General features: G+C 67.4%; 18 protein-coding genes. 12 read left to right on the top strand and 6 right to left on the bottom strand.

What is annotated here, in order from left to right; genetic code table 11:
* Nucleotides 1-3 precede the first annotated feature (3 nt).
* A complete protein-coding gene (gene pelA / locus EYF70_RS16200) occupies nucleotides 4-1,287 on the top strand; it encodes a pectate lyase (RefSeq protein ID WP_131146335.1) in 1,284 nt (427 codons plus the stop codon).
* A 513-nt stretch (nucleotides 1,288-1,800) separates the two neighbouring features.
* Here pelA and EYF70_RS16195 read toward each other — a convergent pair.
* Nucleotides 1,801-2,496, bottom strand: coding sequence for a DNA alkylation repair protein (locus tag EYF70_RS16195; RefSeq protein WP_131146334.1), 696 nt, complete (start codon nucleotides 2,494-2,496; stop codon nucleotides 1,801-1,803).
* A 231-nt stretch (nucleotides 2,497-2,727) separates the two neighbouring features.
* On the opposite strand from EYF70_RS16195, the gene map reads away from it, so the two are divergent.
* Nucleotides 2,728-3,561, top strand: a complete 834-nt coding sequence (gene map / locus EYF70_RS16190; protein WP_131146333.1) for a type I methionyl aminopeptidase — start codon at nucleotides 2,728-2,730, stop codon at nucleotides 3,559-3,561.
* Here map and EYF70_RS16185 read toward each other — a convergent pair.
* On the bottom strand, nucleotides 3,530-5,740 hold the full coding sequence (locus EYF70_RS16185) for a glycoside hydrolase family 65 protein (protein ID WP_229420412.1): 2,211 nt from the start codon (nucleotides 5,738-5,740) through the stop codon (nucleotides 3,530-3,532). The two genes, map and EYF70_RS16185, sit on opposite strands and share 32 nt — an antisense overlap.
* An 89-nt stretch (nucleotides 5,741-5,829) precedes the next feature.
* On the opposite strand from EYF70_RS16185, the gene EYF70_RS16180 reads away from it, so the two are divergent.
* On the top strand, nucleotides 5,830-6,333 hold the full coding sequence (locus EYF70_RS16180; RefSeq protein WP_131146332.1) for a nuclear transport factor 2 family protein: 504 nt from the start codon (nucleotides 5,830-5,832) through the stop codon (nucleotides 6,331-6,333).
* 13 nt (nucleotides 6,334-6,346) lie between these two features.
* Nucleotides 6,347-6,718, top strand: a complete 372-nt coding sequence (locus EYF70_RS16175) for a GFA family protein (protein ID WP_165497690.1) — start codon at nucleotides 6,347-6,349, stop codon at nucleotides 6,716-6,718.
* A gap of 68 nt (nucleotides 6,719-6,786) precedes the next feature.
* On the opposite strand, the gene EYF70_RS16170 is transcribed toward EYF70_RS16175, so the two are convergent.
* Nucleotides 6,787-7,035: a DUF3297 family protein gene (locus EYF70_RS16170; protein ID WP_131146330.1), complete on the bottom strand. Its 249-nt coding sequence runs from the start codon at nucleotides 7,033-7,035 to the stop codon at nucleotides 6,787-6,789.
* Nucleotides 7,036-7,097: 62 nt separating this feature from the next.
* On the opposite strand from EYF70_RS16170, the gene EYF70_RS16165 reads away from it, so the two are divergent.
* Entirely contained in the window at nucleotides 7,098-7,511 is a 414-nt protein-coding gene (locus tag EYF70_RS16165; protein ID WP_229420411.1) for a secondary thiamine-phosphate synthase enzyme YjbQ, read from the top strand.
* 80 nt (nucleotides 7,512-7,591) lie between these two features.
* Nucleotides 7,592-7,858 (top strand): UBP-type zinc finger domain-containing protein, encoded by a 267-nt coding sequence (locus EYF70_RS16160; RefSeq protein WP_131146328.1) that lies wholly within the window; start codon nucleotides 7,592-7,594, stop codon nucleotides 7,856-7,858.
* Nucleotides 7,859-7,867: 9 nt separating this feature from the next.
* On the opposite strand, the gene EYF70_RS31380 is transcribed toward EYF70_RS16160, so the two are convergent.
* The gene (locus EYF70_RS31380; RefSeq protein WP_218943849.1) at nucleotides 7,868-8,239 is read right to left on the bottom strand and encodes a DUF5710 domain-containing protein; all 372 of its coding nucleotides are present in this window, start codon (nucleotides 8,237-8,239) and stop codon (nucleotides 7,868-7,870) included.
* Between the two features lie 96 nt (nucleotides 8,240-8,335).
* On the opposite strand from EYF70_RS31380, the gene EYF70_RS16150 reads away from it, so the two are divergent.
* From EYF70_RS16150 to EYF70_RS16135, 4 genes are all read left to right on the top strand, one after another.
* Nucleotides 8,336-9,325: an OmpA family protein gene (locus EYF70_RS16150; RefSeq protein WP_131146327.1), complete on the top strand. Its 990-nt coding sequence runs from the start codon at nucleotides 8,336-8,338 to the stop codon at nucleotides 9,323-9,325.
* A gap of 142 nt (nucleotides 9,326-9,467) precedes the next feature.
* Nucleotides 9,468-10,460, top strand: a complete 993-nt coding sequence (locus EYF70_RS16145) for a ribonuclease Z (RefSeq protein ID WP_131146326.1) — start codon at nucleotides 9,468-9,470, stop codon at nucleotides 10,458-10,460.
* Nucleotides 10,461-10,485: 25 nt separating this feature from the next.
* Nucleotides 10,486-11,502, top strand: a complete 1,017-nt coding sequence (locus EYF70_RS16140) for an AI-2E family transporter (protein ID WP_131146325.1) — start codon at nucleotides 10,486-10,488, stop codon at nucleotides 11,500-11,502.
* A gap of 133 nt (nucleotides 11,503-11,635) precedes the next feature.
* Complete coding sequence (locus tag EYF70_RS16135) at nucleotides 11,636-13,942, top strand: FdhF/YdeP family oxidoreductase (protein WP_131149138.1); 2,307 nt, start codon at nucleotides 11,636-11,638, stop codon at nucleotides 13,940-13,942.
* 109 nt (nucleotides 13,943-14,051) lie between these two features.
* On the opposite strand, the gene EYF70_RS16130 is transcribed toward EYF70_RS16135, so the two are convergent.
* Nucleotides 14,052-14,540, bottom strand: a complete 489-nt coding sequence (locus tag EYF70_RS16130) for a hypothetical protein (RefSeq protein ID WP_131146324.1) — start codon at nucleotides 14,538-14,540, stop codon at nucleotides 14,052-14,054.
* A gap of 279 nt (nucleotides 14,541-14,819) precedes the next feature.
* Between EYF70_RS16130 and EYF70_RS16125 the strand changes: the two genes are divergently transcribed.
* On the top strand, nucleotides 14,820-16,394 hold the full coding sequence (locus EYF70_RS16125; protein WP_131146323.1) for a methyl-accepting chemotaxis protein: 1,575 nt from the start codon (nucleotides 14,820-14,822) through the stop codon (nucleotides 16,392-16,394).
* A 385-nt stretch (nucleotides 16,395-16,779) separates the two neighbouring features.
* Complete coding sequence (locus EYF70_RS16120; RefSeq protein ID WP_131146322.1) at nucleotides 16,780-17,727, top strand: alpha/beta fold hydrolase; 948 nt, start codon at nucleotides 16,780-16,782, stop codon at nucleotides 17,725-17,727.
* A 118-nt stretch (nucleotides 17,728-17,845) separates the two neighbouring features.
* Here the strand turns inward: EYF70_RS16120 and EYF70_RS16115 are convergent, their stop codons facing one another.
* On the bottom strand, nucleotides 17,846-18,799 hold the full coding sequence (locus tag EYF70_RS16115; RefSeq protein ID WP_307722055.1) for an IS1595 family transposase: 954 nt from the start codon (nucleotides 18,797-18,799) through the stop codon (nucleotides 17,846-17,848).
* Nucleotides 18,800-18,976 lie beyond the last annotated feature (177 nt).

The raw sequence follows: 18,976 nt of genomic DNA, 5'->3' as shown, positions 1-18,976 counted from the left end.
CAGATGAAGAGAACCGCGCTCGCGCTGGCGCTGGCACTGGCGGCGGGCTGGGGCCTGCCCGCTGCGCAGGCAACGGTGATCGGCACGATGACGCGTGCGCAGCCGGTCACGGAAGCGCGCATCGCCACGCTGGGCGAGACGGAGCGGGCGGCATGGCGCGCCTACCTGGAACGCTCGCGCGCGCTGATGGAGCGCGACAAGGCCACGCTGGCGGCGGAACGGGCCAGCGGGACGGCCCCGCCGGAAGCACAGGCGCGGCTGCACGGCGATTCCGGCATGCCGCTGAAGCAGCCGGCGGCGTGGTACGCGTCGGCCGAGGCGCGGCACGTGGCCGACAATATCGTCAGCTTCCAGACCCCGGCGGGCGGCTGGGGCAAGAACGTCAACCGCACCGGCCACCTGCGGCAGAAGGGCGAGCACTATGCGCCGATCGACGACGACCCGTCCGGCGGCGTGATCGTCGCGACCAAGGGCTGGAACTACGTGGGCACGATCGACAACGATGCCACCACCACCGAGCTGGCGTTCCTGGCCCGCGTGCAGGCGGCGCTGCCCGGCGCGCCCGGCGCCGCGTATCGGCAGGCCTTCGAGCGGGGCGTGAGTTACCTGCTCGACGCCCAATACCCGAACGGCGGCTTCCCGCAGGTGTATCCGCTGCAGGGCGGCTACCACGATGCCATTACGTTCAACGACAATGCGTTCGCCCAGGTGGCCGACCTGCTGGCCATGGTGGCCGCGCGGGGCGGCGACTATGCCTTCGTGCCGCCCGAGCTGGCGGCCCGGGCCGGGGCCGCGCATGGCCGGGCGATCAAGGTGCTGGTGGCCAGCCAGATCCGCGTCGATGGCCAGCTGACGGGCTGGTGCCAGCAGCACGATGCGCTGACCCTGGCGCCGGTGGGGGCACGCAATTTCGAGCCGGTGGCGCTGTCCAGCTCGGAAACGTCGCGGCTGCTCAGGCTGCTGATGGAGCAACCGCGGCCGACGCCGGAAGTCGTGGCGGCCATCGATGCGGCCGCCGCGTGGCTGAAGCGGGTCGCCGTGCGCGACGTGGGCTGGACCACGAAGGCCGAGAATGGCCGCTTCCTCGAAGCCCGGCCCGGCGCCGGCCCGATGTGGGCGCGCATGTACGACATCGCCACGATGAAGCCGATCTTCGGCGACCGCGACGGCACCATCCACACCGACGTCAACGAGCTCAGCAAGGAGCGCCGCGACGGCTACGGCTGGTATGGCAACGGGCCCGCCTCGGCGCTCGCCGCCTACGACAAGTGGTCGAAGAAGCGCTGACCAGCCCAGCCCCGCACTAAACAGTTGCCGCAAAAACGGTGACAGGCTCCAATTCTTTTGCAACAGGTGTTGCCCGAAAAATGGAGCCTGTCACTAATGCCGTTAAGCTAGCGCAATTCGACATAGTTCGCGGCGATGGCGTATTGGTGGCTTGGCAGGGGTTTCGCGAAGCGTGCTTCGCGCCTGCCAGGCGGCGATGGCATGCATGCCATCGCTCGTCCCGGACACCGGCTTTTCGGTGTCGGACACCGGTCTTCACATGAGCTTGCCGATTTCCTGAGCAAAAACCAGTGTCCGACACATTTTCCGGATGAAGCGCTCGGAAAAAATGTCCGACACCAAGCCCCCAAACGCCAACTCAAATAGTCATGTCGCCTTAACTTAAGGCATTAGAGCCTGTTACCGGTTTTTGTTTTTGGCTCTCCAGTTCACAACCGGTGACAGGCTTCGATTCTTTTGCAACACGTGTTGCCTGGAAAATGGAGCCTGTCACCGGTTTTTTGCCGAAGGTGTTCAGCTGGTGACGGGTGGCAGGTGCTTGCGGGCCTCGCGCACGGTCAGCGGCGAGAAGCGGGCGCCATGCGTGGCGAGGAAGGCGGTCACCGCGGGCGGATTCCAGCGCCCGTAGTCGCGCAGCGCCCAGCCGATGGCCTTGCGGATAAAGAAGTCGGGCTCGCCGGCCAGCGCCAGCGCATGGCGGAACAGCCGCGCCTCGTCCGTGTCCAGCCGCCAGCCGCGCTGGTGGATCATGGCGATACGCCGCACCCACAGTGATGGATGCGCCGATGCCGCATCCATCGCTTCGCACACGCCTGACTCCACGCCGCGCCGGCGGCGCACCACCGTGCCGATGACGGTGGCGAGCGGGTCGACCGTGTCCCACCAGGGTTCGCGCTGCGCCAGGTCGAGCAGCGGGTCCAGCGCCGTGCCATCGAGGCGGCCGGCCGCCTGGAGCAGCACATCGGCCGCCGTGTATTTGTACTCGCGCCCGGGCAAGTCCCACAAGCGGGCCGCCACCTGCAGGGCTTCCTCCCCGTTCAGGCCACTGCCGGGCTTGCCCACCGCCGCGCGCCGCGGCACTGCGGGAATGCCGAGGAAGGCGAATTGCCCGCGCTGGTAGGCACTCATCTCGCTAGCTAAGCCGTCGTCGGCCAGCGGCGCCAGCCCGTCGATGACATCCCTGACCGTTGCCCAAACCTTTGCCGTCATGACCGTTTCCCAGTGTGGTTGGCCATGCGCGCGGCGCAGGGCGGGAACGATTCTGCCATCAGCCAGCCTGGCTGGACAAGCACCGTCGCGCTGCTTGGCGTCGTTATATGTTTCGTATATAGTTCGTTTACGTTGCGTATATCAAGGAGTGAGCATGGAAATGGCAAGACTGTCGAAAAAGGATGGGCGACCCTGCCTGCGCGGAAGCCAGGGACCCGCCGGGAGCGCCGCATGACAAAGACACCCCACGAAGTGGCGCTGCTCGCCAAATCGGGCCGCCTGCTGGCGTCCGTGTTCGGCCTGCTGGACCGCACGCCGCTGGCCGGCAAGTCGACCCTGGAGATCGATGCCATGGTCGAGCGCTTTATCGTCGACGAACTGGCAGCGCGTCCCGCCAGCAAGGGGCAGTACGGCTTTGCCTTCGTGCTGAATTCATCCGTCAACCACGTCGTGTGCCATGGCGTGCCGTCGGCGGCGGACGTGCTGAAGGACGGCGATATCGTCAACTTCGACATCACGCTGGAAAAGAACGGCTACATCGCCGATTCCAGCAAGACCTACCTGGTCGGGGAAGTCGCTCCCGCTGCCAGGCGCCTGGTGCAGGCCACGTACGAAGCGATGTGGAAGGGCATCCGCGCGGTGCGGCCCGGCGCCCGGCTCGGCGATATCGGCTGGGCCATCGAACGCCACGCGAAGCGCAACGGCTGTTCGGTGGTGCGCGAATATTGCGGGCACGGCATCGGCCAGCAGATGCACGAGGCGCCGCAGGTGCGCCACTTCGGCGAGCGCGGCACGGGCATGGAGCTGCGTGAAGGCATGGTGTTCACCATCGAACCGATGTTCAACCGGGGCGGGCGCAGCGTGACGACGCTGAGCGATGGCTGGACGGTGGTGACGCGTGACGGCTCGCTGTCCGCGCAGTTCGAGCACACGGTGGCGGTAACGGCCACCGGCGTGGCGGTGCTGACCCTGCGGCCGGAAGAACACGGCATGGTCGCAATCCCGGCAGCGGCGGCTGCTGCCGGGCCGGCCATCATGGCAGCTTCTGGAACCCCTCGGCCTTGACGACCCACTTGCCATTGTCCGGGAACCCCGGCGCGGGCCGCTCCGGGCCGCCATCCCAGCCGCCCGCCATCATGCCGACGGCGGCCAGCAGGGCGCCGTTGCCGGGCAGGTAGACGGGCAGGCCCGTGTTGGGGTTATGGCCGGCCGCCGTGTAAGCATTGTTCGGGCCATCCGTTTTCAGCAGCACGTCCACCGCCAGCTCGGGCGCTTCCAGGCGGGCCGCGGTCATCGCCACCATCGGGTAATCCCAGCCCCAGATCTTGGTGGCCCAGTCCCAGCTGGCCAGCGTGGCATCGAGCGTGCGGCGCATCACGGCGCGGTCGACGCCATCGCCCGGCAACTGGCCCAGCGCCATCAGGAACGAAGGATGGTCATGGCGGCTGGCGATGTTGTCCCAGGTGTCCGGCGTGCTTTCGATGGCGACGTACTTGCCATCCTTCTGCGGCAGCGCCGACAGGTGGGTGCGGCGGTGTTCCCAGTCCTCGTCGCGCGGCAGGCCGAGGCGCTCGCGCCATTGCTGGGCGATCTCCAGGCCGCGGGCCCAGTAGCTCAGTTCATAAGTGGGGTTCATGCTGGTGGCCTGGTCGTAGATCTCCTGCGCGATCCACATCGGCGGCCCCAGTACATAGCGCTGGCGCGCCGCTTCCCAGTGCAGCATCGAGGCCATGCCGGCCGCGGTTTCCATCACCAGTTCGCGATAGCGTTCCAGCGTGGCCTTCGACGGATCGGCGCGGTACATCAGTTCCGCCAGGTGGATCGGGTGCGGCTGGTTCCATACGATCAGCGGATTGCCGCCCGGGCTTTCGCGGCCCTCGGGACCGGTCATCTTCATCCAGCGGGCGCCTTTCAAGCCCCGTTCGCCCGCCACGGCGCGTGCCGCGGGAAGGGTGCGCTGGAACCAGGTGAGTGTGCGGGCGGTATATTCCGGCCGGCCCCACAGCGCGAAGTGCGCCGTGTGCCACCACACCATTTCCGTGTGGTGCTTGCCGTACCAGGTGGAGGTCGTCAGGCCGCTTTCCTGCGCAGGCAGCGTGTCGCCCAGCTGGATGCCGGCCAGGTACTGCGACAGCACCACGCGCCGTTCCAGTTCGGCGGCGCGCGGGTCGGAGCTGCCGGCGAAATCGATCGCCGCGCCGCTTTCCCAGTAGCGCTTCCAGTGCGCCGCGCTGGCCGTGAACACGTCGGCACTGCGCGGCGCCGGGGCGCGGCCCTGCTGCGCGAACGACACCGTGATGTCCAGCGTATCGCCCCGTGCCGGCGCGATCATGAAGGCGTGCGCGTCGGCCCGGGTGATCGTCAGCGGCGCCGCGCTGGCCACCGTCATCGCATAGCGCGATGAATTGTCCAATCCTTCGCGCAGGTGCTCCACGGCCAGCAGCGTGGGTTTCTGTTCGAGCACGCTGGTGCGATGCGCCGCCGGCTGCGTCCAGTCCAGCGGCGGGTTGTGCTTGACCTTCAGGTCGTAGCCCAGCGGCAGCGCGATGCGTACCGCCAGCGCGCCGCGCGCCAGCAGCGGGGAGCGGATGCGCAGTGCCACCGTATCGGTCTTCGGATCGGCCGCGCTGGTGACCGACACGGGCTGGCCCACCAGTTTCAGGCGGCTGGCCAGCTCGCCCTTCCACAGGTCGAGCCGCTGGTCGACGTCCGTCGCATCGGCGGGAACCAGCGGCCGCGCGCCGGCACCGGCCAGCACGAAAGCGATGCGCGGCAGCGGCTGCGTATGGGGATTTTCACGCAGCCACTGGCCGGCCGGCGATCCCTGGTTGGTCGGGTAGCCCAGCGTGCGGCCGTGCGCCGTGAACGGACGGTTGGCGTCGGCCAGCTTGTAGTTGCGCGGGTTGGCATTGGTGTGCCAGCTCCAGCGCGCCTGCGTCTCGGTGGCTGTGCCGTGCCGCCAGTAATGGTCGGCGAAGGTCTGCAGGCCCGTCACATCGGCCGTGAAGGCAAAGCGGCCATTGCCGACCGACAGGGGCGACCAGGCGTCGACCTGTGTCAGGTGCGGGTTGTGGCGCGCGACGACGGCCTGGCGGTCGATCGGCGCGGCATGCGCGGGACTGGCTGCTGCGACCGTGGCCAGTACGACAGCGGCCACCACGAGATGAGCCGGAACGAAATCGGCCAGCCCGGAATCGGCCAGCACGGCGGGGCAGAAGGAAAGGGCGGTGCGGTTTGGCGGCATGGGTGTCCCCGGTATTGGTATCGGGCCATGGTAAGTCGCAAAAGGAAACGCTGCCATCGCCGCCCGCCATTTGCTCAACAGGATGAGCGGTGCTGGCCAGCGGCGCGGCGTTCGGCGTACACTGGCAGCCCGCCGTCATCGTCATCGTTATCGCCATGAAAAAATACCTGCTGCTCGCCTGTGCGCTGCCATTGCCCGCGCTGGCCGCTTCCTGCCTGCCCGCCGAGGCGCTGGTCGAGCGCGACCGACAGTACGAGGCGGCCCTCGCCACCGGCAACGCGGCGTTCCTGCGCGAGGCGCTAGCCGACGATTACGTATGGGTGCACACGCTGGGTTCGGAGATCGAGACCAAGCCGGTGCTGCTGGCGCGCATGGACAAGCCGGCGCGGTTCAAGTCGCGCACCACCACCGGCGTGCAGGCGCGGGCATTGGGCGATACGGCGGTACTGCATGGCGTGTCGATCGTCGAGCAGTGGAACGCCGATGGCCAGGGATTCAAGACCAACCGCTACCAGTTCATGCGTACTTATGTGAACGTGGATGGCCAGTGCAAGCTGCTGGCGGTACAGACCATGAACCTGTCGTCGAAGTAGGGAGGAGATGGCGATGCTGAAAGGAAGCTGCCTGTGTGGCGGCGTGGCGTACCGGGCCGACGGGCCGATCCACCATGCCAGCCATTGTTACTGCACGATGTGCCAGAAGCAGCATGGCGCGGCGGCGGGATCGTATGCGAACGTGCGCGCGGACGGCTTCGTGGTCGAGCGCGGGCAGGAACTGGTGGTGGAATATGCGTCGTCCGAGCACGGCCGGCGCGGCTTCTGCCGCGTCTGCGGTTCGACGCTGACCTGGCGCAGCACGCAATCGCCGGACACGATCGCGGTCACGCTGGGCACGCTGGAGCCGCCGTACGACGGCCCTGTCGAGCGTGAGTTATATAGTGAAACAAAACCGGCGTGGCTGCCGGTGAGGGAAACGTAGGAAGCACGGCTGCCGGTGAATTGCCGGCAGCGGCAAGCCATTAGCAGCAAGCCATCAGCAGCAAGCCATCAGCGATAGAACGCTTCGACCTTGCCCTTCAGCTTGATCAGCATCGGCTGGCCCTTGCGGTCCAGCGACTTGCCGGCCGGGACCTTGATCCAGCCTTCGCTGATGCAGTATTCGGAGACGTCGAAACGTTCCTTGTCGTTGAAACGGATGCCGATGTCGTGTTCGAACACGGCAGGCACGTGGAAGGAGCTGCGCGGGTCCGTGGACAGGTGGTCCGGCAGTTCTGGGCGTTGAGTGGTATCGTTCATGGGCGCCAATTATCCTTCAGATGGCGGCGCACGACAACACCATACCGCTGGAGAACCACCCCTTGGCTCATCAGGCTATCCTGGAATTTACCCTGTCCGGCCGCGGCACGCGCGACATTACCGACGCCGTCGGCAAGGTCGTGCGCGAGTCCGGCATCGCGTGCGGCGTGGCCCATGTGTTCGTCCAGCACACCAGCTGCTCGCTGACCATTACCGAGAACGCCGACCCGGACGTGCGGCGCGACCTGGAAACCATCGTGGCGCGCCTGGCGCCGGACGGTGACCCCGCATATCGCCACGACACCGAAGGGCCGGACGACATGGCGGCGCATGCCCGCGCGATGCTGACCGATACGGCGGTGACGGTGCCGGTGGGCGGCGGGCGGCTGCTGCTCGGCACGTGGCAGGGCATCTACCTGTGGGAGCACCGCGCGGCGCCGCACCGGCGCAGCGTGGTCGTCACGGTGCTGGGCTGACGCTCGCGCCTCTCCCGAATGGGCCGCTGACCCGGCGCGGACGCGGGGGTATGCTGGCGCTTCGTTGAACGGAGAATGCGATGAGCGACCAGTGCGAACATTTCAGCCAGATCCATACCCACGCGCCGCGCACGGACGGCTGCGAGGAATGCCTGAAGACGGGCGACACGTGGGTGCACCTGCGCACCTGCCTGGTGTGCGGCCATGTAGGCTGCTGCGACCAGTCGAAGAACCGGCACGCGACCAGGCATTTCCACGCGACGCGGCACGCCATGATGCGCTCGCAGCAGCCGGGCGAGACGTGGGGCTGGTGCTACGTGGACCAGCGGATGTTCGACCCGATCTGACGGCCGCGCTCAGGCCGTCCAGCGGCTGAACTGTTCGGCATCGACGCCGTTCGGCACGTACCACTTCTTGCGCGTGGGATCCCAGCGCGCGCCCAGGCGCTTGGCTTCATCCTTTTCCGCGAACGGCACGTTCAGGAAGACCTGCGCCTTGGCCGACGCGCCGCCACCACCGCCACCGCCATTACCGCCGCGTGGTGCGTTGTCCACGCGCGTGCCGGGCGGCGGCAACGTGGTGGCCGGCGGCGTGGTGTCGACCTGGCTGCCGTCGGCCAGCACTTCGACCCAGCGTTTGCCTTGCGGCGTGTCGAGGGCGAGCTTGTACGGTGGATCGAAGGGCAGGTCGGTGGTCATGGCGGCAGGTGCGTTGTCGAGGGCACGCATTATAGCAACGGCGCCACGCCATCCGGTCGGATTGGTGTTGTCAAAAAAACATTTCATACTTAGAATGCGCGTACCTCAACTCACCCCGGGTCCATCATGCGCGTTCGACCATTGTTTGCCCTGCTCTGCGGTGCCGCCGTTTCGCAAGCCGCTTTCGCCCAACTGAATGTCCGCGAAGTGAAGGGCGGGCAGGATCATCCGTTGCTGTCCCGCTTCGAGGGGGCGAGGATGGTCGGGTACAACGTGCTCCAGTATGAAGAAGCCGCGCTGCCAGCCAGCAAGCCCTACTTCAAGGATAACGAACTGGTGGTGGACAACCTGCTCAAGCCGGAAGGCAAGTACACCCGTATCGCCTACGTGTTTCCGAAGGACCGCTCCGGCCTCGAGGTATTCCGCAATTACCAGGCGGCGATCGCCAAGGCGGGACTGCAGGTCGTCTACACGTGCGACAAGGAGGCCTGCGGCAAGTTGCCCTCCTATTTCAATTCCAGCTACCTGATGCGCGATGGATTCCTCGACAGCAATCGCAACGTGTTCAATGCCGGCCTGCGCGAGCCGCGCTACCTGGTGGCCAAGGGCACGCGGCCGGACGGCACCGTGTTGCATGTCGCCCTGCTGGTGGCGCCGCCGCTGCGCGACGAACTGGGCGGCGTTTCCCTGCAGATCGTCGAAGGCAAGCCGATGGAAACCGGCAAGGTGACCACGGCGCTGAGCGCCGGCGACATGGCGAAGAGCCTGGCCGCGGAAGGCAAGGTGGCCGTGTATGGCGTGTACTTCGATACCGACAAGACCGCCGTCAAGCCCGAATCGAAGGAAGCGCTGGCCGAGATGGCCAAGCTGCTGCAGGCGGACCGCGACCTGAAGGTGCACATCGTCGGCCATACCGACAACCAGGGTTCGCCCGCGCACAACATGGACCTGTCGCAAAAGCGCGCCGAATCCGTGGTGAAGACGCTGGCCACGGATTACCGGATCGACGCGAAACGGCTGAGCGCGAAGGGCGTCGGCGCGTATGCGCCGGTGGCGTCGAACGATGCCGAGCCGGGCCGCGAAAAGAACCGGCGCGTGGAGCTGGTGAAGCAGTAAGTGGTTGTTGAGCTCGTGTCAGCGGGTCAGGCACCATGACACGAGCTCGGCGGCAGTAGCGGGGGCGGTTCAAACGCCGCGCCTGCCGGGAATCGCCGATAATCGGCCATCGGCCATCGGCCATCGGCGACCCAGGCATTCCATGGAACTGCAATTTCTCGGCACCTCATCGGGCACTCCCACCAGGACGCGCAACGTGGCCGGCGTGGCGCTGCGCACGGCGGGCGGCTGGGTGCTGGTCGATTGCGGGGAAGGCACGCAGCACCGCATCCTGCGCACGCCGCTGTCGCCGCACGACTTGCGAGCGATCTTCATCACGCACCTGCACGGCGACCATTGCTATGGCTTGCCGGGGCTGCTGGCCAGCGCCGGCCTGCTGAACCGCACGGCGCCGCTGGCGATCGTGGGCCCGGCGCCGCTGGAGCGCTACGTGCGCGGCGTGATGGAGACCACCGCCCTGCAGCTGCCGTATCCGGTCGAGTTCATCGACGTGGCCGGCGCGGCCGGCGGCCTGCTGGATGCCGGCCTGCTGTCCGACCTGGCCGTCGATACCGCCGCGCTGTCGCACCGTATCCCGTCGTATGCCTATGGTTTCACAGAAAAAACCGTCGAACGCCGGCTCGATGCCGCAAGGCTGGCGGCGGCCGGCGTGCCGCGTGGGCCGCTGTGGGGCGTGCTGCAGGCCGGGGACGACGTGACGCTGCCGGATGGCCGGCGGGTGCGCTCGGCGGATGTGCTGCAGCCGCCGCGCCGCCCGCGCCGCATCGTGATCGCCGGCGACAACGACACGCCCGGCCTGCTGGCCGATGCCGTGCGCGATGCCGATGTGCTGGTGCATGAAGCCACGTACACCCAGGCCATCCTGGATAAGGTGGGGCCCGGCCCGCAGCACAGTTCGGCGCGGATGGTGGCGCGGTTTGCCCGCGAGGCGGCCATTCCGAACCTGGTGCTGACCCATTTCAGCCCCCGCTACCAGGACCCGGAAAGCGTGCGCCCCGGTGCGCTGGCGCTGGCCGACGTGGAGGCCGAGGCCCGCGCCGAGTATGCGGGACACCTGTTCATGGCGCGCGACCTGGCCCGCCTCGCGCTGGACAAGCAAGGAATGTTGTCGGAAGTGCCTGGCGCTGGTGCATAATGCCGGCTCAACCGCCCACGCCACCATGCCGCCCAACCTCCAGACCCGCTACAGCGTCATCGCTTCCTACCTGCTCATCGCCCTGTTGCTGCTGCTCGTGCTGAAGAACGGCTTGCTGGGCGCACTATTCGCCGGCTTGCTGATGTTCTCGCTGATCCATGCGATCGCGCCCGCGCTGGGCCGGCGCATCAGCGACGTCCGGGCGCGGATGGTGGCCGCGGCCGTCATCGGCGCGCTGATCGTCGGCCTGCTCGGGCTGGCCACCTGGGGCCTGGTGGTGCTGCTGCGCCTCGATTCGCACAGCATCACGCACCTTTTCGTGCGCCTGGCCGACATCATCGATGCGTCGCGCGACCAGATCCCGCCGTGGATCAGCGAACACCTGCCGGTCGATGCCTATTCCTGGCGCGAGGCGGTCACCGCCTGGCTGCGCGAGCATGCCGGCGCGGCGCAGGCGGCCGGCGCGGAAGTGGGCAAGACGCTGACGCGCATCCTGCTCGGCATGGTGATCGGCCTGATGGCATCGCTGCACGATGCGAACGAGGATGGCGCGCCGCACCGGCCGTTCGCCGAAGCGCTGCTGCAGCGTGCCCGTTTCCTGTCGCATGCGTTCCGCAACATCGTCTTCGCACAGGTATGGATCTCCGGGATCAACACCATCATCACGGCGATCTTCGTGTTCATCGTGCTGCCGATGGCCGGCGTGCACCTGCCGCTGTCGAAGACGGTGGTGGCGATCACGTTCCTGGCCGGCCTGCTGCCCGTGATCGGCAACCTGATCTCGAACACGGTGCTGGTCGTGGTCAGCCTGTCGCATTCGCTGCACGTGGCCATTGCCGGGCTGGCGTTCATGGTGGTGGTGCACAAGCTGGAATATTTCCTGAACGCGCGCATCATCGGTTCGCACATCAACGCGCGGGCCTGGGAGTTGCTGGCCGCGATGCTGTTCGCCGAAGCCGTGTTCGGCGTGCCGGGCGTGATCGCCGCGCCAGTGTTCTATGCGTACGTCAAGGATGAGCTGCGGGCACGCGAGCTGATCTGAACGCTACAATAGCGGGATGACCAAGTTCATCCCCATCGTTCCCCAGGTGAGCAGGCCGGACGACAACAAGCCCGGCAATATCGAGCCACACCAGGACAAGCCATACAGGATTGCGCAAAGGATCGCGCAAAGGATCACGCAACAGCGCATCGAGCCATACAACAAGCCGGCAGGCGGCTTCGGCTCGCTGCACGGCACGGCCAAGGCGCTGATCGGCAATCCCGGCGCCCAGGCGCTGGCCACGCTGCCCCGGCTGAACCAGCCGCGCGGCGTCGACTGTCCCGGCTGCGCCTATCCCGACTCGCCGGACAGCAAGTCGGTCGACTTCTGCGAGCAGGGCGCCTGGGCGATTGCCCATGAATCCGGCAAGGCGCGGGCCACCCCCTCCTTCTTCGCGGCTAACACGGTCACCGCGCTGCGCACGCTGGAGCACGTCGAACTGGAAGCGGCGGGACGCCTGACCGCGCCGCTGCTGTACGACGCCGCCAGCGACACCTACCGCGAGATCGGCTGGGATGCCGCGTTCGCGCTGGCCGGCGCGGAACTGCGCGTGCTGGGCGATCCGGACCGGGCCGCGTTCTATACGTCCGGCCGCAGCAGCAACGAGGCGGCCTTCGCATACCAGCTGTTCGCGCGCGCCTTCGGCACCAACAACCTGCCGGATTCGTCGAACCTGTGCCACGAATCGTCCGGCCAGGCGCTGACCGCATCGATCGGCGTCGGCAAGTCCACCGTCACGCGCGCCGATTTCGCCCACGCGCAGCTGATCATGAGCTTCGGCCACAACCCCGGCTCGAACCACCCGCGCATGCTGGCCGACCTGCGCGAGGCGAAGAAACGCGGTTGCCGCATCATCGTCTTCAACCCGCTGCGCGAGCGCGGGCTGGAAGCGTTCGCCGACCCGCAATCGCCCGGCGAACTGCTGGGCGGCACGGGCACGCAACTGGCCGACGCCTATTACCGCGTGCGTATCGGCGGCGACCTGGCCGCCATTACCGGCATCGCCAAGGCGGTGGTGGAACGCGGCGGCGTCGACCGGGAATTCATCGACGCGCACACCGACGGCTTCGCCGCGTTCCGCGACCTGGTCAGCGGCCAACCCTGGCCGGACATCGAGGATGCCAGCGGGCTGACCCGCGCGCAGATGGAAGAGGCGGCCGGATTCTATATCGCCTCGCCGGCCACCATCGCCGCCTGGTGCATGGGGCTGACGCAGAACGAATTCGCCATCGAAACGATCCAGACCCTGGTCAACCTGATGCTGTTGCGCGGCAATGTCGGCAAGCCGGGCGCCGGCCTGATGCCGGTGCGGGGCCATTCCAACGTGCAGGGCGACCGCACGGTGGGGATCACCAGCCGACCCAAGCCGGCCTGGCTGGCCGGGCTGCAGCGGGTGTTCGGCTTCACGCCGCCGGCGGCGCCCGGGCGCGATGCGATCGGCACGATCGACGGCCTGCTGGACGGCAGCGTGCAAGCCTTCGTGGCGCTGGGCGGCAATTTCGCCGTCGCCGCGCCGGACACGCCGCGCGTGCTGGACGCGCTGTCGCGCACCCGGCTCACGGTCCACATCGCCACCAAGCTGAACCGCACGCACCTGTATCCGGGCCGCACCGGGCTGCTGTTGCCGTGCCTGGGCCGTACCGAGCTCGACGTTCAACCGTCCGGCCCGCAGTTCGTCAGCGTCGAGGATACCGCGTCGATGGTGCACGCTTCGATGGGCACCAACCGCCCGGCCGGCGAACTGCTGCGCTCCGAGCCCTACATCGTCAGCCAGCTGGCACGGCATGCGTTGACGGACTCGCCGATCGACTGGGACACCATCGGCACCGATTACGATGCCACGCGCACGCTGATCGAGCGCGTGGCCGACGGCGCCGTCGACGGCTTCGCCGGCTATAACGAGCGTATCCGCCACGACAAGGGCTTCCACCTGCCCAACAGCGCGGGGCGGCGCGAATGGCACACGGCCGTGCACAAGGCCCGCTTCGTCGCGCATGCGCTGCCGCGCGACACGGCCATGGCGCGCGCCCGGGCGCAATACGGCGACCGGGTGCTGTGCCTGGCCACGATCCGCGCGCACCGGCAGTACAACACGACCGTCTACCGCGACCCGAAAGGGGAGGTGGACCGCTATCGAGGCGTGCACGGTACGCGGCACCTTCTGTTCGTCGGGAACGGCACGCTGGCCAGGCTGGGCTTCGCCGATGGCGACATGGTGCGGGTCCGCGCCGCGTCGCCGGACGGTATCGAGCGCCACGTGGATGGCATCCGGCTGGTGGCCGCCGGCCAGGCGGGCGACGATGTGTTCGGCTATTTCCCGGAATTGACGCCGCTGCTGTCGCCGGCGCTGGTTGCGCGCGGCGCCAACACGCCTGCGTTCAAGCAGATTCCCGTGCTGCTGGAGCGGGCCGGCGTGGCGGTCCAGGCAAGCCAGGGTTAGCCACGAAAGACGGGTAAAGACGGGGCAGGACAGGACAGGACAGGACAGGAAAAGAAAAGACGAGGCAGGGCAGGGCAGGGCGGGCCTGACCAGGCGGCAGAAGGCCAGGTCAGCTCAGGCGGCGCAGCCGCCGTGCCTCGAAGGCCTTGTCGAAGAACGTGGCCAGCATCTGCTCCAGGCGCTCGGCGGTCAGCTGGGCGCAGGGAATCGTGCCGCCTTCCTTGCCGGAGCCATCGCGGGCGTGCCGGTCGAAGGCACTTTCCCATTCCAGCAGGCAGGTGCTTTCCAGCGCGGTGAAGGTCAGCGTGCAGGCATCGCGCCCCGCGTGCGCGGCCAGGCGGTTCTTGTCGGGCACGAAGGTGAGGCGCACGAAATCGTTCCAGCCGTCGTTACCTTCCTCGATCTTGCCATCGTAGTCGTGCTCGTACATCTGCTTGCGCATCGCGGCAAGCTGAGGGCGGATCACGTTCTCGAGCGTGTTGCGATATTGTTCGCGAAAGTCGAGCCGGGCCTGGCGCGCAGCCTGTTCCTGCTCGGCCTGCTGGGCGGCGGCCACGTCCGCCTCGTGCTTGATCGCGGCTTTGGAAAAGATGGACATCGGTGACATGGTCTGAAAAACATCAGTGTACACGGGCTGCCACGCATGCGATGCACGACCGCGCCCATGCTGGGAAATCACCCGCTTGTGTGCTATGATGTTGACGTGCGGCATCATTTTTACAACTGCCGCAACCCCCGTCAAAACTTCGTCAAAACTTCGTCAACAGTTCGTCACCAGCTCGTCGACACTTCGTCAACCCGCTCGTTCTTGAGACTCCCTCTTGAGACTGCTTCTTGCGACTTCCCCGGTCGCTTATCCTTCCCTGGCTCCCACACCATGAAATTCGCTGACCTGAAAATAGGCGTTCGCCTGGCCCTGCTTGCCGTCTTCTTCCTGCTGACCCTGCTTGCGGTCGGGCTCACCGGCTGGCGCGCCCTGGGCGACATGAACACCCGGAATGCCGCCGGTTTCGCCGAGGCCGGCGGCCTGATGCGTGCGGTCGATGGCGCCCGCTCGGCGCAGGTCGACTTCAAGATCCAGGTGCAGGAATGGAAGAACATCCTGTTGCGCGGCCGCGATCCGGCCCAGCGGGACAAGTACACGCGCGCCTTCACCGCCAGTGGCGCCGCCACCGCGGCCAAGTTGACAGAACTGAAAGGCACGCTCGGCACGCTGGGGATGGAGACCACGGCGGTCGATGAAGCCCTGCGGCTGCATGGCGAACTGGGCAAGCGATACCTCGATGCGCTGGGCCGCTTCGACGGTGCCGATCCGGCCGGCGCGCAACAGGTCGATGCGCTGGTACGCGGCATGGACCGCGGTGCCACCGAACATATCGATGCCATCGTCGACACGATCCGCAAGGACGCGGCAAGCCGCGTGGCGGCCGTGGCGGCGCGCAATGACGAGGTGTACCGCAATTCCGTGACGACGCTGCTGGTGCTGCTGGTGGCCACCGTGGCGATCGGCGCGCTGATTGTGCTGATGCTGGTGCGCGGCATTACCAGGCCGCTGTCGCACGCCCTCGGCATCGCCAGGGACGTGGCCGCCGGCGACTTGCGCACCGACGTGCAGAGTACCCGCGGCGACGAAATCGGCGACCTGTTGCGTGCGCTGGGCACGATGAGCGGAAACCTGTCGCGCATCGTGGCCCAGGTGCGCAGCGGCACCCAGTCCATCGCCGTGGCATCGGCCGAGATCGCCGCCGGCAATGCCGACCTGTCCGCCCGCACCGAGGCGCAGGCCGGCGCGCTGGAGGAAACCGCCGCGTCGATGAGCGAACTGACCGGCACCGTGCGGCAAAATCGCGACAATGCCGATGCGGCCGCCGGCCTGGCCGGCAAGGCCACCGACGTGTCCGCCCGCAGCAGCGCCACGGTGGCCGAAGTGGTGCGCACGATGGGCAGGATCGATGGCACGTCGGCGCAGATCGCCGACATCATCGGCGTCATCGACAGCATTGCCTTCCAGACCAATATCCTGGCGCTCAATGCCGCGGTGGAGGCGGCACGTGCGGGCGAGCAGGGCCGCGGCTTCGCGGTCGTCGCCAGCGAAGTGCGCAGTCTGGCACAGCGCTCGTCGGTGGCCGCCAAGGAGATCCGCGAGCTCATCACCGCCTCCGTGTCGGAAGTGGCGGCGGGCCGGGCGCTGGTCGACCGCGCCGGTTCCACCATGCGCGAAGTGCTGGACAGCGTGCAGCAGGTAGCGGCCGTGGTGCAGCAGATATCGCTGGCAAGCGGCGAGCAGCAGCAGGGCATCGAGCAGGTGGACGAGGCGATCGCCCACATCGACAGCACCACCCAGCAAAACGCGGCACTGGTCGAACAGGCCGCCGCCGCCGCCGAGTCGCTGCGCCACCAGGCGCGCCAGCTCGACGAATCGGTGGCCGTGTTCAAGTTGCGCGGCGCGTAGCGCCTCCCTGTTCCCTGGCCGGGGGGCCGTGCAACCCCGGCCTCCCCCTCTACGCTTCCCACCCCTCCCGGGTCCCCGACTGGCTCTTCCGGTCTTCCAGCATCCGTCAGGCTCCCACGCGGCGGCATCCGACGTGCATGGGAACTTTCATGTTGCGCTGCAGCGCGCCGCTGCTGCGACATTTTCCGCATTTGCTTTCATTATTCCGATTAGCTAAAGTATCGGAGTTGACCCATCGATAATAAATCAAAGCCTGCCAGCGTCACCGCGGCGGCACTGCGCTGCGGCGTACTGGAAAACTACACATGAAAGTATCGGGACAAGACGCCGCGGTGACCGGCGCCGCCGGCGCACCTGGCCTGGCCTCGGGCAAGGTGCCGCGCTGATGCCCTCGCTCGCGATGATCGTGGCCACCGCCGGCCTTGCCGTGCCCGCGCTGGCCGGCGGGCTGGCGCTGTTCACGCGGCAGGTCGAGCGCAAGGTCGAGGCGGCGCTCCCGCCGGAGGGCATCTTCATCGACGTGGCCGGCGCCCGGCTGCACGTGCGCGAACAGGGCGAGGGGCCGGCACTGCTGATGATCCACGGGCTGGGCGGGCACATGGCGCACTTCACCTACGAAGTGGCCCGGCAGCTGTCGCACCATCACCGCGTGATCACGGTCGACCGGCCCGGTTCCGGCTATTCGAGGAGAAGGCCCGGCACCGCGGCCGGCCTGCGCGAACAGGCCGCCGCGCTCGCCGAGCTGATCGACCGGATGGAACTGGAGTATCCGCTCGTCGTCGGGCACTCGTTTGGCGGTGCCGTGGCGCTGGCGCTGGCGCTGGATTACCCGGAACGGGTGGCCGGCCTGTCGCTGCTGGCGCCGCTCACGCACCTGCCCGACGACACGCCGCCGGCGTTTCGCGTGCTGGCCATGCGTTCGCCGCTGCTGCGCCGGCTGGCCGCGTGGACGGTGGCCACGCCGGGCGCCATCGCGCGGGGCGGCGCGGTGCTGGAACAGTTGTTCGGTCCGGATCCGGTGCCGCATGATTTCTCGACACGGGGCGGCGGCCTGCTGGGCCTGCGGCCGGGCCAGTTCCTGGCGGCGGCGGAGGACATGCAGGCGCTGGCCGGGCAATTGCCCGCCTACAGCAGCCGCTACGGCGAATTGCGCATGCCGGTGGCGGTGCTGTTCGGGCGCGATGACCGCATCCTGCCGTGGCGTGAACATGGCGAGGCGCTGGCCTGCAAGGTGCCGCATGCGGTGCTGGAAGTGGTCGAGGGCGGACACATGCTGCCCATTGCCCAGCCGGACTTGACGGTGCAGTTCATCCGGGCTGCCGCGGCGCGATAGGAAAGCAAGCCGGTCGGAAGCGCCAGGCGCCTTCATAAAGGCGCTGTTCGCGTTGAATAGCCTTGCCGGTGGTCACGGAACTTTTTTGCATGCCGAGCGCGACAATGAGCCGACGACCCTAAGCTGGTGCCACGGCAATGCGCAACCATTGCCGCGGTGTCGTCAGCTCGGCGGCATCGAGCACACGCAGCCAGCCGGTGTAATTGGCCAGGTAGCGGCTCGCCACGCCGTTGAACCGCCGCAGCCAGGTCTTGAAGCGGCTATGCCATCCGTTGACACCCTGGATATGCAGTGCGCCGCGCGCACGAATGCCGGCACGCACATTGATCGCTTCGTGCGTGATGCCGGCCTGCTTCGCGAAAGCACAGTAGGCCTTGGCGGCATCGGTCACGAGCAGCACATCTGGCGCCAGCACAGGCTTCAAGTGCTTCATCAACTGGCCGGCGCTGACCGGGCCGCGGCCCGTGACGAAGTCACACGTTTGCCGGTTGCGGTCACGCGCCACGAGGATGCAGTCCAGCTCGCTGCTGATGCCGCGCCGGCTGGCCTTGCCGCCGCGTTTGCGGGGCGGACGGTCCAGGTGGCGCGAGCCCTTTTGTGATTCCAACAAATAAGTTTCATCGGCCTCGACGATGCCTGATAGCTGCGGACGGGGCGCCCGGAGCAAGGCGGCGATGAAACGGTGGCGCCATCGAAAGCTGGTCGACTTGGCCACCGCGACGCGGCTAGCCGCCGAGCGTACGGGGATCGACTCGATCAGGCACTGAAGATAATGCAGCCATTTGTCGCGCAGGCGCAGACGGGCAAGGGGTGTGCCGGTCAAGGCGTTGAAGCTGCGCCGGCACAGCACGCAGCGATATCGCTGCAAGCCACTGGCCTGTCCGCAACGGTGGGAACGCTGGCATCCGCAATAGGGACATGGCGGCCTCCCGGCGGCTTCCTCGATCAGTCGATGGCACTGGCCTGGCTGCTCGACGCTGGCCAGAAAACCCTGCAGCAACGTGACCTGATCTTCTGAAAGCTGTTGCTGCATCAACGCTTCGATCAGTACTCCAACCTCCGCCGTGCCCATGTCGCCTCCTGATATACATGAAGTAACTCAACAGAAGGTCAGACAGTGATTCCGGCGGGAAGTTGCCCCAATTAGCGCGCACAGCGCCTTCATAAAAAAAGCCGGGCAAAGCCCGGCTCAGTGTAAAGATTTCCGACAGCGCGGCCGGAACAGCCGCCGGCAGGCGCCGGCGGCCGG

The sequence above is a fragment of the Pseudoduganella albidiflava genome (genome assembly GCF_004322755.1).
GTDB lineage: Bacteria > Pseudomonadota > Gammaproteobacteria > Burkholderiales > Burkholderiaceae_D > Rugamonas > Rugamonas albidiflava.
The sequence above is the reverse complement of the archived record's forward strand: the minus strand, read 5'-3'. Positions and strand labels throughout refer to the sequence as shown.

Coding starts and splice junctions, on each gene's coding strand:
- pelA (WP_131146335.1), top strand. CDS start 4: ATGAAGAGAACCGCGCTCGCGCTGGCGCTGGCACTGGCGGCGGGCTGG.
- EYF70_RS16195 (WP_131146334.1), bottom strand. CDS start 2,496: ATGACGGCAAAGGTTTGGGCAACGGTCAGGGATGTCATCGACGGGCTG.
- map (WP_131146333.1), top strand. CDS start 2,728: ATGACAAAGACACCCCACGAAGTGGCGCTGCTCGCCAAATCGGGCCGC.
- EYF70_RS16185 (WP_229420412.1), bottom strand. CDS start 5,740: ATGCCGCCAAACCGCACCGCCCTTTCCTTCTGCCCCGCCGTGCTGGCC.
- EYF70_RS16175 (WP_165497690.1), top strand. CDS start 6,347: ATGCTGAAAGGAAGCTGCCTGTGTGGCGGCGTGGCGTACCGGGCCGAC.
- EYF70_RS16170 (WP_131146330.1), bottom strand. CDS start 7,035: ATGAACGATACCACTCAACGCCCAGAACTGCCGGACCACCTGTCCACG.
- EYF70_RS16160 (WP_131146328.1), top strand. CDS start 7,592: ATGAGCGACCAGTGCGAACATTTCAGCCAGATCCATACCCACGCGCCG.
- EYF70_RS31380 (WP_218943849.1), bottom strand. CDS start 8,239: ATGCGTGCCCTCGACAACGCACCTGCCGCCATGACCACCGACCTGCCC.
- EYF70_RS16150 (WP_131146327.1), top strand. CDS start 8,336: ATGCGCGTTCGACCATTGTTTGCCCTGCTCTGCGGTGCCGCCGTTTCG.
- EYF70_RS16145 (WP_131146326.1), top strand. CDS start 9,468: ATGGAACTGCAATTTCTCGGCACCTCATCGGGCACTCCCACCAGGACG.
- EYF70_RS16140 (WP_131146325.1), top strand. CDS start 10,486: ATGCCGCCCAACCTCCAGACCCGCTACAGCGTCATCGCTTCCTACCTG.
- EYF70_RS16130 (WP_131146324.1), bottom strand. CDS start 14,540: ATGTCCATCTTTTCCAAAGCCGCGATCAAGCACGAGGCGGACGTGGCC.
- EYF70_RS16125 (WP_131146323.1), top strand. CDS start 14,820: ATGAAATTCGCTGACCTGAAAATAGGCGTTCGCCTGGCCCTGCTTGCC.
- EYF70_RS16120 (WP_131146322.1), top strand. CDS start 16,780: ATGCCCTCGCTCGCGATGATCGTGGCCACCGCCGGCCTTGCCGTGCCC.
- EYF70_RS16115 (WP_307722055.1), bottom strand. CDS start 18,799: ATGGGCACGGCGGAGGTTGGAGTACTGATCGAAGCGTTGATGCAGCAA.